General features: G+C 68.3%; 14 protein-coding genes. 11 read left to right on the top strand and 3 right to left on the bottom strand.

Annotated features, from left to right (window positions below):
- Positions 1-65: 65 nt before the first annotated feature.
- A complete protein-coding gene (locus tag FFT10_RS12180) occupies positions 66-1043 on the bottom strand; it encodes an NADPH:quinone oxidoreductase family protein (RefSeq protein ID WP_137733091.1) in 978 nt (325 codons plus the stop codon).
- Between the two features lie 102 nt (positions 1044-1145).
- Here FFT10_RS12180 and surE point away from each other — a divergent pair, with 102 nt between their 5' ends.
- From surE to rlmD, 5 genes are all read left to right on the top strand, one after another.
- Positions 1146-1907 carry a 5'/3'-nucleotidase SurE gene (gene surE, locus FFT10_RS12185; RefSeq protein WP_137733092.1) on the top strand — a complete coding sequence of 254 codons (762 nt, stop codon included), beginning with the start codon at positions 1146-1148 and terminating at the stop codon, positions 1905-1907.
- Positions 1904-2740 carry a protein-L-isoaspartate(D-aspartate) O-methyltransferase gene (locus tag FFT10_RS12190; RefSeq protein ID WP_137733093.1) on the top strand — a complete coding sequence of 279 codons (837 nt, stop codon included), beginning with the start codon at positions 1904-1906 and terminating at the stop codon, positions 2738-2740. The genes surE and FFT10_RS12190 overlap by 4 nt, the downstream gene beginning before the upstream one ends.
- A gap of 26 nt (positions 2741-2766) precedes the next feature.
- A complete protein-coding gene (locus FFT10_RS12195; RefSeq protein ID WP_137733094.1) occupies positions 2767-3648 on the top strand; it encodes a peptidoglycan DD-metalloendopeptidase family protein in 882 nt (293 codons plus the stop codon).
- A 122-nt stretch (positions 3649-3770) separates the two neighbouring features.
- The gene (locus FFT10_RS12200) at positions 3771-4934 is read left to right on the top strand and encodes an ABC transporter substrate-binding protein (protein WP_137733095.1); all 1164 of its coding nucleotides are present in this window, start codon (positions 3771-3773) and stop codon (positions 4932-4934) included.
- Positions 4935-4997: 63 nt separating this feature from the next.
- Positions 4998-6359: a 23S rRNA (uracil(1939)-C(5))-methyltransferase RlmD gene (rlmD, locus tag FFT10_RS12205; RefSeq protein WP_137733096.1), complete on the top strand. Its 1362-nt coding sequence runs from the start codon at positions 4998-5000 to the stop codon at positions 6357-6359.
- A gap of 62 nt (positions 6360-6421) precedes the next feature.
- Here rlmD and FFT10_RS12210 read toward each other — a convergent pair whose 3' ends face one another.
- Positions 6422-7120, bottom strand: coding sequence for a Bax inhibitor-1/YccA family protein (locus FFT10_RS12210; RefSeq protein ID WP_137733097.1), 699 nt, complete (start codon positions 7118-7120; stop codon positions 6422-6424).
- A gap of 144 nt (positions 7121-7264) precedes the next feature.
- Here FFT10_RS12210 and FFT10_RS12215 point away from each other — a divergent pair, with 144 nt between their 5' ends.
- The 5 genes from FFT10_RS12215 (at position 7265) to FFT10_RS12235 (ending at position 13340) form a co-directional block, all read left to right on the top strand.
- The gene (locus tag FFT10_RS12215; protein ID WP_137733098.1) at positions 7265-7669 is read left to right on the top strand and encodes a GlcG/HbpS family heme-binding protein; all 405 of its coding nucleotides are present in this window, start codon (positions 7265-7267) and stop codon (positions 7667-7669) included.
- Positions 7670-7855: 186 nt separating this feature from the next.
- Entirely contained in the window at positions 7856-9028 is a 1173-nt protein-coding gene (gene carA, locus FFT10_RS12220; RefSeq protein WP_137733099.1) for a glutamine-hydrolyzing carbamoyl-phosphate synthase small subunit, read from the top strand.
- Complete coding sequence (gene carB / locus FFT10_RS12225; protein WP_137733100.1) at positions 9021-12314, top strand: carbamoyl-phosphate synthase large subunit; 3294 nt, start codon at positions 9021-9023, stop codon at positions 12312-12314. Before carA ends, carB begins: the two co-directional genes overlap by 8 nt.
- A 100-nt stretch (positions 12315-12414) precedes the next feature.
- A complete protein-coding gene (gene greA / locus FFT10_RS12230; protein WP_137733101.1) occupies positions 12415-12891 on the top strand; it encodes a transcription elongation factor GreA in 477 nt (158 codons plus the stop codon).
- A gap of 5 nt (positions 12892-12896) precedes the next feature.
- Positions 12897-13340, top strand: a complete 444-nt coding sequence (locus FFT10_RS12235; protein ID WP_228027083.1) for a DUF4149 domain-containing protein — start codon at positions 12897-12899, stop codon at positions 13338-13340.
- 2 nt (positions 13341-13342) lie between these two features.
- On the opposite strand, the gene FFT10_RS12240 is transcribed toward FFT10_RS12235, so the two are convergent.
- A complete protein-coding gene (locus FFT10_RS12240) occupies positions 13343-13819 on the bottom strand; it encodes a YhbY family RNA-binding protein (RefSeq protein WP_137733102.1) in 477 nt (158 codons plus the stop codon).
- Between the two features lie 20 nt (positions 13820-13839).
- On the opposite strand from FFT10_RS12240, the gene FFT10_RS12245 reads away from it, so the two are divergent.
- Positions 13840-14514, top strand: coding sequence for an RlmE family RNA methyltransferase (locus FFT10_RS12245; protein ID WP_137733103.1), 675 nt, complete (start codon positions 13840-13842; stop codon positions 14512-14514).
- The last annotated feature ends 78 nt before the right edge of the window (positions 14515-14592 follow it).

A 14592-nucleotide genomic window follows, 5' to 3' on the forward strand; every position in this document is an offset into this window, starting at 1 on the left:
GAATGGCCGGACGGTGGCCGTTCTCATCCCTGGCATGCAGGCCAGGCGCACGCTGACGACGTTTGTTACGGTTGCAGCAGCACCAGCTTGCCCACCACCTGGCGCGCGCCCATGCGGGCATAGGCGGCATGCAGGTCCGCCAGCGGCATGGTCTTGTCCATCACCGGGGTGACCTTGCCTTCGGCATACCACTGCGCCAGCTGCTGCAGGTCGCGCTGGAAGGCCTGCGGCTCGCGGCGCACGAAGTCGCCCCAGAACACGCCGACGATGGCCGCGCCCTTGAGCAGGCTCAGGTTCAGCGGCAGCGCCGGGATGCCGCCGCCGGCGAAGCCCACCACCAGGTAGCGGCCGCGCCAGGCGATGGAGCGGAACACCGGCTCGGCCAGGTCGCCGCCCACCGGGTCGTAGACCACGTCGGGGCCCTTGCCGCCGGTCAGTGCCTTCAGCGCGTCGCGGATGTTCTCGGTGCTGTAGTTGATGGTGGCGTCGGCGCCGATCTCCTTGCACAGCGCGCACTTGGCGTCGGTGGAGGCGGCGGCGATCACCCGGGCGCCGGCCGCCTTGGCGATCTGCACCGCTGCGGTGCCCACGCCGCCGGCCGCGCCGAGCACCAGCACCGTCTCGCCGGCCTTCAGCTGGCCGCGGTCCAGCAAGGCATGCTGGGTGGTGCCGTAGGTCATCAGGAACGCCGCGCCGTGCTCGAAACTCATGCCCGCGGGCATGGGCACCAGTTTTTCGGCCGGCACCACCGCGTGGGTGCCGAAGCCGCCGGTGCCGCCGATCACCATCACCCGGTCACCGGGCTTGACGTTGGCCACGCCGTCGCCCACCGCTTCCACCACGCCGGCGTATTCGCTGCCCGGCACGAAGGGCGGCGTGGGCTTGAACTGGTACTTGTTCTGGCAGATCAGGATGTCGGGGAAGTTCAGGCTCGACGCCTTCACTGCCACGCGGGCCTGGCCGGCGCCGGGCTCGGGGGTGGGCACTTCCTCCCATTGCAGGGCGTCGGTGCCGGTGGGGTTGTGGCAGATCCAGGCGTGCATGGGAATTCCTTTTTTGGGCTGTCGGCAAGGGTGTTGGATGTTAGGCACGGCGGCTGCATCGCCCCCGTCGCCCGGGTGACGGGTGCCTACAATCGCCAACCCATGAAGATCCTGATCGCCAACGACGACGGCTACCTGGCCCCGGGCCTGGCCGCGCTGGTGCAGGCGGTGCAGGGCCTGGGCGACATCGAGGTGATCGCACCCGAGCAGAACGCCAGCGGCACCTCCAACGCGCTGACATTGAACCGGCCGCTGCAGGTCTTCAGCGCCGGGCCCGGCCAGCCTGGGGTGCGCTTCATCAACGGCACGCCATCCGACTGCGTGCACGTGGCGATGACCGGCCTGCTGGGCTACCGGCCCGATCTGGTGCTCTCGGGCATCAACCAGGGCGCCAACATGGGCGACGACACGCTCTACTCCGGGACCGTGGCCGCTGCGATGGAGGGTTACCTGTTCGGCGTGCCGGCCATCGCCTTCTCGCAGACCGAGAAGGGCTGGGCCCATCTGGACGCCGCCGGCCGGGTGGTGCGCCGCCTGGTGCAGCAGATCCTGGCCGACGGCCTGCCGGCCGAGCCCTTCCTGCTGAACGTGAACATCCCCAACCGCGCCGATGCCGATGCGCTGCCGCAGCAGGTCACCCGGCTGGGCCGCCGCCATGCCAGCGAGCCGGTGATCCGCCAGACCAACCCGCGCGGCGAGCCGATCTACTGGATCGGCCCGGCCGGTGACGCCCGGGAGGCCGGCGCCGGCACCGATTTCCACGCCACCGCCAGCGGCTGCGTCTCGATCACGCCGCTGCAGGTCGACCTGACCGACCATGCCCGGCTGGGCCACTGGCGCACCCGGCTCGGGGGCGGCGCATGACGGCTGGCAGCGGCGGCGCCAGGCCGCCGCGTTTTCCGCTGGCGCTGGACCAGGTCGGCCGCAGTGCCAGTGCGCCCAAGCCGCGCGAGCCGCTGCGCCCGCAGCGCCACCTGCATGAAGCTGCCAAGGACGCCCGCGCCCGCCCTGCGCCGCAGGGTCTGGGGCTGGATTCGGCCCTGGTGCGCCAGCGCATGGTGCAGCGCCTGCGCGCCGAGGGCATCCGCTGCGAGCCGGTGTTTGCCGCGATGGAGCAGGTGCCGCGCCACCATTTCGTCGACACCGCGCTGGCCATCCAGGCCTACGAGGACACCAGCCTGCCGATCGGCCATGGCCAGACGATCTCCAAGCCGTCGGTGGTGGCCCGCATGATCGAGCTGCTGTTCGAGGGCCGCAGCGCGCGCGATGCCGGCCACCTGGGCCGCGCGCTGGAGGTGGGCACCGGCTGCGGCTACCAGACCGCGCTGCTGGCCCAGCTGGCCCGCCGGGTGGTGTCGATCGAGCGGCTGCGCCCGCTGTTCGACAAGGCCCAGACCAACCTGTCGGCCTGGCTGCCCCGCCGCGAGCTGGACCAGGTGCGCCTGGTGTTCGCCGACGGCATGCTGGGCCATCCGCCGAACGCACCCTACGACAGCCTGATCGCCGCCGCCGGCGGCGACGAGCTGCCGGCCGCCTGGCTGGACCAGCTGGCCGTGGGCGGCCGTCTGGTGGCGCCGATGCACCGCAGCGGCGGCCGCGGCCAGGTGCTGGTGGTGGTCGACCGGCGCGAGAGCGGCCTGGTGCGCACCGAGCACGAGGCGGTGCACTTCGTCCCCCTAAAATCAGGCACCGTTTGATCGGGCCACCGGCCCCGCCCGCCAACATGCATTCCACCGCCCGCCTGCCGAATCTGTTGTTGCTCTGCGGGCTGGTGTGGCTGGCTGGGTGTGCCGGCACGCAGAACAAGGCGCCGGTCGAGGAGCGCCAGCCCACCCGCCAGGCCGCCAAGCCGCTGCCGGCGCCGGTGGCCAGCACGCCGCCGCTGGCTGCTCCGGCCGATGCCGTGAAGGTGCTGCCCGGTGCCGAGAACGCCGGCAAGCCCGGCTACTACACCGTCAAGCCCGGCGACACGATGATCCGCATCGGCCTGGAGCAGGGCCAGAACTGGCGCGACATCGTGCGCTGGAACAGCATCGAGAACCCCAACCTGATCGAGGTGGGCCAGGTGCTGCGGGTGGTACCGCCGCAGGCCGACGCCACCGCCCTGGCGAGCCAGGCCGTGGCGCCAGCCAAGGTCGAGAGCAAGCCGCTGGATGCCAAGCCCGCCGCCGCCGCCTCCACCGCTGCCCCGGCACCGGCCGCAGTGGTGGCGCCGGCTGCCGCACCGGCCAACGACGACGAGCCCGCCTGGGCCTGGCCGTCCGCCGGCTCGGTGCTGGCCGGCTTCGAGGAAGGCAAGCAGAAGGGCCTGGCCATCGCCGGCAAGGCGGGTGATCCGGTGCTGGCCGCCGCCGATGGCCGCGTGGTCTACGCTGGATCGGGGTTGCGCGGTTACGGCAACCTGGTCATCGTCAAGCACAACAACACCTACCTGACCGCCTACGCCCACAACCAGACCCTGCTGGTCAAGGAAGACCAGGCGGTGCGGCGGGGCCAGAAGATCGCCGAGATGGGCTCCAGCGATGCCGAGCGGGTGCAGCTGCACTTCGAGATCCGGCGCCAGGGCAAGCCGGTCGATCCGGCCAAGCTGCTGCCGGCGCGCTGACCCCCGCGCCTGCCGTGCGGCCCGCCACCGGATCAGCGTTTCCCTGATGCCTGGGGCGCCGGGGCGCCGCTAGCATGCGCGCAGGCGCCGCCACCCGGCGTGCGCACCGGAGACAACGCCCCATGAAGATTGCATCCCTCACCCTGGCCGTGCTGGCCGCCGTCGGCATCGGTGCCGCGAACGCACAGACCCAGGGCGTCAGCAAGACCGAGATCGTCATCGGCACCATCCAGGACTTGTCCGGCCCGGTGGCGGCCTTCGGCAAGCAGTCGCGCAACGGCATGCAGCTGCGGGTGGACGAGATCAACGAGCAGGGTGGCATCGCTGGCCGCAAGCTCAAGCTGCTGGTGGAAGACGCCGGCTACGACCCCAAGCGCGCCGTGCTGGCCGCGCAGAAGCTGGTCAACCAGGACAGGATCTTCCTGATGGCCGGCCACATCGGCACCGCCCACAACAACGCGGCCATGCCGGTGCAGTTCGAGAAGAACGTCATCAACTTCCTGCCCATCACCGCTGCGCGCGAGATGTACGAGCCCTTCCACAAGCTGAAGTACTCGTTCGCCGCCACCTACTTCGACCAGATCCGCCTGGCCGCGCCCAAGCTGGCCAAGGACAAGGGCGTGAAGAAGCCCTGCACGATCTACCAGGACGATGAGTTCGGCCTGGAAGTGCTGCGCGGCGCCGAGGCGGGTCTCAAGACCGTGGGGCTGGAGCTGGCCGAGAAGACCAGCTACAAGCGCGGCGCCACCGATTTCTCGTCGCAGGTGGCCCGCATGAAGGCCAGCGGCTGCGACATGGTGATCCTGGGCACCATCATCCGCGAGACCATCGGCACCATCGGTGAATCGCGCAAGACCGGCTTCAACCCGGTCTTCCTGGGCAGCAGCGCCAGCTACACCGATCTGATCCACAAGCTGGGTGGCAAGCCGATGGACGGCCTGTACGCCACGATGACGGCGCAGCACCCGTACCTGGACGAGGCCTCCCAGCCGATGCGCTTCTGGGCCAACAAGTACAAGACCAAGTTCAACGAGGACCCGACGGTCTTCTCGGTCTACGGCTACACCATCGTCGACCTGTTCGCCAAGGCAGCGCAGAAGGCCGGTGCCAACCTGACGACCGAGAGCTTCATCAAGGCCATGGACACGCTGACGGTCGAGCCCGACATGTTCGGCTCGCCGCAGACCACCTTCACCGCCACCAAGCGGCTGGGCAACGACCTGTCGCGCGTGTCGCAGATCGTCGACGGCCGCTGGAAGGTGGTGGGCGACTACATCAAGCCGTGATCCTGGCTCGTCCATGACCAGGCCGCCTGCGGGCGGCCTTTTTCATGCCCGGATAATCGGCGGATGACAACCAACAGTGAATGGCTGCAGGTCGAATCGCTCGACCTGGACGCCCAGGGCGTGGCCCGCAATGCCGAGGGCAAGGTGGTGTTCATCGAGGGCGCATTGCCCGGCGAGCAGGTGCAGGTGCGGGTGGGCCGCAGCAAGAACGCCTGGGAGCAGGGCGAGATGACGGCCCTGCGGCGCGAGAGTTCGCAGCGGGTGCGCCCCGGCTGCCCGCACTTCGGCCTGCACCCGGGCGCCTGCGGCGGCTGCAAGATGCAGCACCTGGATGCGGCGGCGCAGCTGGCCGTCAAGCAGCGGGTGCTGGAGGACAACCTGCAGCACCTGGCCAAGGTGCAGCCCGCGCAGTTGCTGCGCCCGATCCACGGCCCGGCATGGGGCTACCGCTACCGCGCCCGGCTGTCGGTGCGGCATGTGGCCAAGAAGGGCACGGTGCTGATCGGCTTCCATGAGCGCAAGAGTCGCTACCTGGCCGACATGCAGGTCTGCCCGGTGCTGCCGCCCCACGTCAGCGCGATGTTGATGCCGCTGCGGGCGCTGATCGGCAGCATGGACCAGCGCGACCGCCTGCCGCAGATCGAACTGGCCATCGGCCAGCGCACCGACGGCCTGGTCACGGCCCTGGTGCTGCGCCACCTGGAGCCGCTGACGGCCGCCGATGCCGATCGGCTGCGCACCTTTGCCGCCGACCACGGCGTGCAGTGGTGGCTGCAGCCCAAGGGCCCCGATACGGTGCACCTGCTGGACGCCGTCGGCCCCGAACTGGCCTACGCGCTCCCGGAATACGGCATCACGATGCCGTTCAAGCCGACCGACTTCACCCAGGTGAATCACCCGATCAACAGCGTGCTGGTCGGCCGGGCGGTGCGCCTGCTCGATCCTGGCCCGGCCGAACGGGTGATCGACTGGTTCTGCGGCCTGGGCAACTTCACCCTGCCGCTGGCCACCCGCGCCGGCGCGGTGCTGGGCATCGAGGGCAGTGAAACGCTGGTGCAGCGTGCCCGCGACAACGCGGCGCGCAACGGACTGTCTGCCAAGACGCAGTTCGCCGCCCGCAACCTGTTCGAGCTGACCGCCGACGACCTGGTGGCCCAGGGTGCGGCCGACAAGTGGCTGGTCGATCCGCCACGCGAAGGCGCGTTTGCGCTGGCCAAGGCGCTGGCCGACCTGCATGCCGAACCACGGGAGGGCTGGCAGCCGCCGCAGCGGATCGTCTATGTCAGCTGCAACCCGGCCACGCTGGCGCGTGACGCTGGCCTGCTGGTGCACCAGGCCGGCTACCGCTGCGTGGCGGCGGGGGCGGTGAACATGTTCCCGCACACGGCGCATGTGGAGAGCATGGCGGTGTTCGAGCGGGCGTGACCCAGCCGCACCGGCCATGAAAAAAGGCTCCCGAGGGAGCCTTTCCTGTGGGCGGTGACTGCTTATTCGCGTTCGCCGCCAGCGATGCCCAGGATGGCCAGCAGGCTCTGGAACACGTTGTAGATGCTCAGGTAGATCGACAGCGTGGCGCTGATGTAGTTGGTCTCGCCGCCGTCGATCACCCGCTTGATGTCGAACAGGATGAAGCCGGAGAAGATCACGATGGCCAGCACCGACAACGTCATCATCAGGGCCGTGCTCTGCATGAAGATGTTGACGATGCCTGCAGCCAGCAGGATCAGCGCACCGACGAACAGGAACTTGCCCATGCCCGTCAGGTCACGCTTGATCACCGTGGCCAGGGTGGCCATGCCGATGAACACCACGCCGGTGCCGGCAAAGGCGGTCATCACCAGCGATGTGCCGTTCTTGAAGCCCAGCACCACGGCCAGCATGCGTGCCAGCATCAGGCCCATGAAGAACGTGAAAGCCAGCAGCACGGGCACGCCGGCGGCCGAGTTCTTGGTCTTTTCGATGGCGAACATGAAACCGAAGGCGCCGGCCAGGAAGATGATGGCCGACAGGCCGTTGCCCAACGCGGCGGTGATGCCGGTGGACACGCCCACCCAGGCGCCCAGCACGGTGGGCACCATCGACAGCGCCAGCAACCAGTAGGTGTTGCGCAGGACGCGGTTGCGATCAGCGGCCAGCTTGCCCGCCGAGCCGAAGCCGGGCAGGGTTTGCAGGCGTTGTTCGTTCATGTGGAGACCTCCAAAAGGTTGTCAGGGATGCGGCTCTGATCCGCGGACGCATTCTAAGTTCCGCAGATGTGTCCGCACTGGGCGGGTGCCAATCACCCGGACGCGCTGGGGCACACTGCCGGATTTCCATTTTCGGAGCTTCCCATGCAGACCAAATCCGTGTTGACCCTGTCCGACGTGCGCGCCATCGCCCAGGCCGCCGAAGCCGAGGCCCAGGCCAATGGCTGGGCGGTGACCATCGCCATCGTCGACGACGGCGGCCACCTGCTGTGGCTGCAGCGTCTGGACGGCGCCGCGCCGCTGTCGGCCCACATCGGCCCGGCCAAGGCCCGCACCGCGGCGCTGGGCCGGCGCGATAGCAAGGTCTACGAGGACATGATCAACCAGGGCCGCACCAGTTTCCTGAGCGCGCCCACCCTGGAAGGCATGCTCGAAGGCGGGGTGCCGATCCTGGTGGACGGCCAGTGCGTGGGCGCGGTGGGCGTCAGCGGCGTGAAGAGCAGCGAAGACGCGCAGATCGCCCGCGCCGGGATCGCTGCACTCGGCTGAACCTGGATCCGATCGGGGCAAACCCGAACAGGCTATAATTCCGAGGTTTACCCGCCACCACCGCAGCCTAGCGAAACTCCTGCGAAGTTTCCCTCCGGACTTCCTGCCCAGGGCCTTGCCGACACCACGTCGGTGCGGCTCCATGCGAGCGGAGCTGGGCGTGCGCGACTTCCGGAGCCAATTCTCTTGCTGCCTGTTCTGCCCCCCGCACTTCTCGCCCTTGCAGACGGCACGGTCTTCCAGGGCATCTCCATCGGCGCCGCCGGGTTCACCGTGGGCGAGGTGGTGTTCAACACCGCCCTCACCGGTTACCAGGAAATCCTCACCGACCCCAGCTACTGCCGGCAGATCGTCACCCTGACGTATCCGCACATCGGCAGCTACGGTGTCAACGAGGAAGACGTCGAAGCCACGAAGATCCATGCCGCCGGCCTGATCATCAAGGACCTGCCGGTGCGCATGTCCAACTTCCGCGCCACCAGCACGCTGGACGCCTACCTGCAGCGTGAAGGCACGGTGGCCATCGCCGGCATCGACACCCGACGGCTGACCCGGGTTCTGCGCACCAAGGGCGCGCAGAACGGCTGCATCACCAGCTTCGCAGCCGGTCACAGCATCACCCAGGCCGACATCGACGCCGCCATCACCCGCGCCCAGGGCGCGCCCAGCATGGCCGGGCAGGACCTGGCTCAGGTGGTGTCGGTGAACCAACCCTACGCCTGGTCCGAGACCGAATGGGCGCTGGGCAGCGGCCACGGCACCTTGTCGGACGCCCGCTTCCACGTCGTGGCCTACGACTTCGGCGTCAAGCGCAACATCCTGCGCATGCTGGCCAGCCGCGGCTGCCGCGTCACCGTGGTGCCGGCCCAGACGCCGGCTGCCGAGGTGCTGGCGCTGCGCCCCGACGGCATCTTCCTGAGCAATGGCCCGGGTGACCCGGAACCCTGCGACTACGCCATCACCGCCGCCCGCACGCTGATCGACACCGGCATTCCCACCTTCGGCATCTGCCTGGGCCACCAGATCATGGCGCTGGCCTCGGGCGCCAAGACCTTCAAGATGAAGTTCGGCCACCACGGCGCCAACCATCCGGTGAAGGATCTCGACTCCGGCAGGGTATCGATCACCAGCCAGAACCACGGCTTCGCGGTCGACGAGACCAGCCTGCCGCCCAACCTGCGCCCCACCCACATCAGCCTGTTCGACAACACGCTGCAGGGCCTGGCCCGCACCGACAAGCCCGCGTTCTGCTTCCAGGGCCACCCGGAAGCATCGCCCGGCCCGCACGACATCGCCTACCTGTTTGACCGCTTCACGACGCTCATGTCCGAAGTGAAGGCGGAGAAGAAGAATGCCTAAGCGCACCGATCTGAAAAGCATCCTGATTATCGGCGCCGGGCCGATCATCATCGGCCAGGCCTGCGAGTTCGACTACTCGGGCGCCCAGGCCTGCAAGGCGCTGCGCCAGGAGGGCTACCGCGTCATCCTGGTCAACAGCAACCCGGCCACGATCATGACCGACCCCGACACGGCGGACGTGACCTACATCGAGCCCATCACCTGGCAGGTGGTCGAGAAGATCATCGCCAAGGAGCGCCAGGCCCGGCCCGACGACAAGATGGCGGTGCTGCCCACCATGGGCGGCCAGACGGCGCTGAACTGCGCACTCGACCTGCACAAGCACGGCGTGCTGGCCAAGTGGGGCGTGGAGATGATCGGCGCCAACGAGCACGCCATCGAGAAGGCCGAAGACCGCCTGAAGTTCAAGGACGCGATGACCAGCATCGGCCTGGGCTCGGCACGCAGCGGCATCGCCCACAGCCTGGAAGAGGCCTGGGCGGTGCAGAAGCGCATCACGGCGGAAATCGGCGGCACCGGCTTCCCGATGGTCATCCGCCCCAGCTTCACGCTGGGTGGCACCGGCGGCGGCATCGCCTACAACCCGGAAGAGTTCGAGACCATCTGCAAGCGCGGCATCGACCTGTCGCCGACGAACGAACTGCTGATCGAGGAGAGCCTGATCGGCTGGAAAGAGTACGAGATGGAGGTGGTGCGCGACCGCGCCGACAACTGCATCATCGTCTGCGCCATCGAGAACCTCGATCCGATGGGCATCCACACCGGTGACAGCATCACCGTGGCCCCGGCCCAGACGCTGACCGACAAGGAATACCAGCTGCTGCGCAACGCCAGCATCGCCATCCTGCGCGAGATCGGCGTGGACACCGGCGGCAGCAATGTGCAGTTCTCGATCAACCCGAAGGACGGCCGCATGGTCGTCATCGAGATGAATCCGCGGGTGTCGCGTTCGTCGGCACTGGCCTCCAAGGCCACCGGTTTTCCGATCGCCAAGATCGCCGCCAAGCTGGCGGTGGGCTACACGCTGGACGAGCTGCGCAACGACATCACCGGCGGTGCCACGCCAGCCAGCTTCGAGCCCAGCATCGACTACGTCGTCACCAAGATCCCGCGTTTCGCCTTCGAGAAGTTCCCGGCCGCCGACCCGCACCTGACCACGCAAATGAAGAGCGTGGGCGAGGTGATGGCCATGGGCCGGACCTTCCAGGAGAGCTTCCAGAAGGCCCTGCGTGGTCTGGAGACCGGCATCGACGGCCTGACCGAGCGCAGCACCGACCGCGACGAGATCATCGAGGAGATCGGCGAAGCCGGCCCCGAGCGCATCCTGTACGTGGCCGATGCCTTCCGCATCGGGCTGTCGCTGGACGAGATCTTCGAAGAGACGGCCATCGACCCGTGGTTCCTGGCCCAGATCGAGGACCTGGTGGCCACCGAGACGCAGCTGCAGGCCCGCACCCTGGCCAGCCTGAGCGCCGCCGAGCTGCGCTGGGCCAAGCAGAAGGGCTTCTCCGACAAGCGCCTGGGCAAGCTGCTGAACAGCAACCAGCATGACGTGCGCCGCGCCCGCCATGCGCTGGGCGTGCGCCCGGTCTACAAGCGGGTGGACACCTGCGCGGCCGAGTTCGCCACCCAGACCGCCTACCTCTACAGCTGCTACGAGACGGTGGACGGCGAGTGCGAGGCCGAGCCCACCAACCGCAAGAAGATCATGGTGCTCGGCGGTGGTCCCAACCGCATCGGCCAGGGCATCGAGTTCGACTACTGCTGCGTGCATGCCGCACTCGCCATGCGCGATGACGGCTACGAGACCATCATGGTCAACTGCAACCCGGAGACGGTGTCCACCGACTACGACACCAGCGACCGCCTCTACTTCGAGCCGGTGACGCTGGAGGACGTGCTGGAGATCGTGGCCAAGGAGCAGCCGTTGGGCGTGATCGTGCAGTACGGCGGCCAGACGCCGCTGAAGCTGGCGCTTGACCTGGAGGCCAACGGCGTGCCGATCATCGGCACCAGCCCCGATTCCATCGACATCGCCGAGGACCGCGAGCGCTTCCAGAAGCTGCTGCACACCCTGGGCCTGAAGCAGCCGCCCAACCGTACGGCGCGCACCGAAGAAGCCGCGCTGCAGCTGGCGCAGGAGATCGGCTATCCGCTGGTGGTGCGCCCCAGCTACGTGCTGGGCGGCCGCGCGATGGAGATCGTGCACGGCGACAAGGACCTGCAGCGCTACATGCGCGAGGCGGTGCGCGTCAGCGAGAAGTCACCCGTGCTGCTTGACCGCTTCCTGGACGACGCCATCGAGGTCGATGTCGACTGCATCAGCGACGGCACGGCCGTGATGATCGGCGGCATCATGGAGCACATCGAGCAGGCGGGTGTGCACTCGGGCGACTCGGCCTGTTCGCTGCCACCCTACACCCTGCCGAAGAAGCTGCAGGACGAGCTGCGCCGCCAGACCACCCAGATGGCGCTGGCGCTGAAGGTGGTGGGCCTGATGAACGTGCAATTCGCCATCCAGGGCAGCGTGGCGGGCGATGGCGACGACGCCACGGTGTACGTGCTGGAAGTCAACCCGCGCGCCTCGCGCACCGTGCCCTACGTCAGCAAGGCCACCGGCCAGCAGCTGGCCAAGATCGCCGCGCGCTGCATGGCGGGCCAGAAGCTGGCCGACCAGACCAGCCGCGACGGCAAGCCGCCGCGCGAGGTGATTCCGCCGTACTTCAGCGTCAAGGAAGCGGTGTTCCCGTTCAACAAGTTCCCGGGCGTGGACCCGATCCTCGGCCCCGAGATGCGCTCGACCGGCGAGGTGATGGGCGTGGGCACCACCTTCGGCGAGGCCATGCTCAAGAGCCAGCTCGGCGCCGGCTCGCGCCTGCCCACCAAGGGCACGGTGGTGATCACGGTGAAGAACGGCGACAAGGACCGCGCCGTGGCCGTGGCGCGGGATCTGGTGGCGCTGGGCTTTGCGGTGGTGGCCACCAAGGGCACGGCGGCGGCCATCGTCGCGGCCGGCGTGCCGGTGAAGGTGGTCAACAAGGTCAAGGACGGCCGGCCGAACATCGTCGACATGGTCAAGGCCGGCGAGATCCAGCTGGTCTTCTCCACCGTGGACGAGACCCGCACCGCCATCGCCGATTCGCGCCACATCCGCACGGCGGCGCTGGCCAACCGCGTCACCTACTACACCACCATGGCCGGCTGCGAGGCGGCCACCGAGGCGCTGAAGCACCAGCAGGGCCTGACGGTGAAGAGCCTGCAGGAACTGCACGCCGAGTTGCACTAAACTCGCGCCCTCCCGTTCCGCCGCATTGGCACCCGGCCCTGGCCGGCGTCCAGCGCGGCGGATTTGTTTTGTCCGCTGTCATCGTCTGCAGGAGGCCCGCATGGCCACCATCCCCCTCACCAAGCGCGGTGCCGAGAAGCTCAAGGAAGAGCTGCACCGGCTCAAGACCGTGGAGCGCCACGCCGTGATCCAGGCGATCGCCGAGGCGCGTGCCCAGGGTGACCTGTCGGAGAACGCCGAGTACGAGGCGGCCAAGGACAAGCAGGGCTTCATCGAAGGCCGCATCCTCGAGATCGAGGGCAAGATGGCTGCTGCCCAGGTCATCGATCCCGCCGCGCTGGACGCCGGCGGCCGGGTGGTGTTCGGTGCCACCGTTGACCTGGAGGAAGAATCCTCCGGCCAGGAAGTCACCTACCAGATCGTCGGCGACGACGAGGCCGACCTGAAGCAGGGTCTGATCTCGATCAGTTCGCCCATTGCCCGGTCGATGATCGGCAAGGAAGCCGGCGACGTGGCCGAGGTGCAGGCGCCCGGTGGCGTGAAGCGCTACGAGATCGTCGAAGTCCGCTACATCTGACCGAGGTGCTGCTGGAACGCCTGCGCCGCCTGCTGCCCGGCCTGTGGGCGGGCATGTTGTTGTGCATCGCCGCCATCGCGGCGCCGGCGGCGTTTGCGCTGCTGGAGCGGCCGGTGGCCGGGCAGGTGGTGGGCTGGCTGTTCCAGCGCGAGGCCTGGACCAGCGTGGTGCTGGCCGTGTTGCTGTTGGCGATCGAACGGTCCCGTGCCCGGGCGGCAGCCGCGACGGGTCAGGGGTCGGTGTTGAGCACCGAGATCCTGCTGCTGCTGGGCACGGTGTTCTGCACCGTGGCGGGCTACTTTGCGCTGCAGCCGCTGATGGCCGCCGCACGCGCAGGGCAGGGCGCACTCAGCTTCGGGCAGCTGCATTTCATCAGCGTGGGGTTCTTCGTCGCCAAGCTGCTGTGCATCCTGGCGCTGGCCTGGCGGGCAGCTGGCGCCCGCCGCTGATTTCAGTCAGCGGCCTTCTTCTTGACGCTGGTCACCCGCTTCTGCACCCGCTTGATTTCGCCGCCAGCGGTGACACGCTGGTTGCCGAACACGGTGATCTTCTTGATCTGCGCGCGCTGGCTGCCACTCTTGCTGAACTTGAGGATCTTCACCACCCGCGGGCCGGCGCCGCGGTCGTCACGCACCTCGGCCTTGGGCTTCTCGGGGATCGGGCGCCACAGCACCAGCAGCTTGCCGATGTGCTGCACCGGCGCGGCGTTCAGCCGGTCGGCCAGGCTGGCCAGCGCGGCTTCGCGGTCGGGGCGGCTGTCGGAGAACATGCGCACCTTGATCAGGCCGTGGGCCTTCAGCGCCAGGTCGGCTTCGCGCACGACGGCGTCGGTCAGACCCTGGTCGCCGATGAGCACGACCGGGTCCAGGTGGTGGGCGTCACCGCGTTTTTCTTTGCGTTGGGCGGGCGTCAGATGAATGGCAGGCATCGCTCTATTATCTCCTCGTCATGAAAATCGACTCCAAGAGCAAGAAGATCAACAAGGCGTGGGTCAACCAGCACGTCAACGACCCGTACGTCAAACTGGCCCAGCGGGAGGGTTACCGTGCCCGCGCCGCCTACAAGCTCAAGGAGATCGACGAGACGCTGGGGCTGGTCAAGCCCGGGCAAATCGTGGTCGATCTCGGGTCGGCGCCCGGTGCCTGGAGCCAGTACCTGCGGCGCCGCTTCGCACCGAAGACCGCCGGCACCGGCGGTGCGGCGGTGGGCGAGCTGCTGGGCACCATCATTGCGCTGGACATCCTGCCGATGGAGCCGATCGAGGGCGTGTTGTTCATCCAGGGCGATTTCCGCGAGCAGGCGGTGGCCGACCAGCTGCACGCGGCGGTGGCCGGCCGGCCGGTTGATCTGGTGGTGTCGGACATGGCGCCCAACCTGTCGGGCATCGAGTCGGCCGATGCGGCGCGCATCGAGCACCTGGTGGAGCTGGGCCTGGATTTCGCCCGCGGGCATCTCAAGCCCGGTGGTGCGATGGTGGCCAAGGTCTTCCACGGCAGCGGCTACGACCAGCTGGTGCAGCTGTTCAAGCAGCAGTTCCGGGTGGTCAAGCCGATCAAGCCCAAGGCCTCCCGCGACAAATCGGCGGAAACCTTCCTGGTCGGCATGGGTCTCAAGGCCACTTGACCCAGCGCAGGAACCGGTGGGATCGCCCCAAATTCGTCCCGAATTCACCCTGTTCTCGGCAGGTGTCGGGCCCCTGGG

Source organism: Pseudaquabacterium pictum, assembly GCF_005403045.1.
In the GTDB taxonomy this organism is placed as follows: domain Bacteria; phylum Pseudomonadota; class Gammaproteobacteria; order Burkholderiales; family Burkholderiaceae_C; genus Pseudaquabacterium; species Pseudaquabacterium pictum.

Coding starts and splice junctions, on each gene's coding strand:
- FFT10_RS12180 (WP_137733091.1), bottom strand. CDS start 1,043: ATGCACGCCTGGATCTGCCACAACCCCACCGGCACCGACGCCCTGCAA.
- surE (WP_137733092.1), top strand. CDS start 1,146: ATGAAGATCCTGATCGCCAACGACGACGGCTACCTGGCCCCGGGCCTG.
- FFT10_RS12190 (WP_137733093.1), top strand. CDS start 1,904: ATGACGGCTGGCAGCGGCGGCGCCAGGCCGCCGCGTTTTCCGCTGGCG.
- FFT10_RS12195 (WP_137733094.1), top strand. CDS start 2,767: ATGCATTCCACCGCCCGCCTGCCGAATCTGTTGTTGCTCTGCGGGCTG.
- FFT10_RS12200 (WP_137733095.1), top strand. CDS start 3,771: ATGAAGATTGCATCCCTCACCCTGGCCGTGCTGGCCGCCGTCGGCATC.
- rlmD (WP_137733096.1), top strand. CDS start 4,998: ATGACAACCAACAGTGAATGGCTGCAGGTCGAATCGCTCGACCTGGAC.
- FFT10_RS12210 (WP_137733097.1), bottom strand. CDS start 7,120: ATGAACGAACAACGCCTGCAAACCCTGCCCGGCTTCGGCTCGGCGGGC.
- FFT10_RS12215 (WP_137733098.1), top strand. CDS start 7,265: ATGCAGACCAAATCCGTGTTGACCCTGTCCGACGTGCGCGCCATCGCC.
- carB (WP_137733100.1), top strand. CDS start 9,021: ATGCCTAAGCGCACCGATCTGAAAAGCATCCTGATTATCGGCGCCGGG.
- greA (WP_137733101.1), top strand. CDS start 12,415: ATGGCCACCATCCCCCTCACCAAGCGCGGTGCCGAGAAGCTCAAGGAA.
- FFT10_RS12240 (WP_137733102.1), bottom strand. CDS start 13,819: ATGCCTGCCATTCATCTGACGCCCGCCCAACGCAAAGAAAAACGCGGT.
- FFT10_RS12245 (WP_137733103.1), top strand. CDS start 13,840: ATGAAAATCGACTCCAAGAGCAAGAAGATCAACAAGGCGTGGGTCAAC.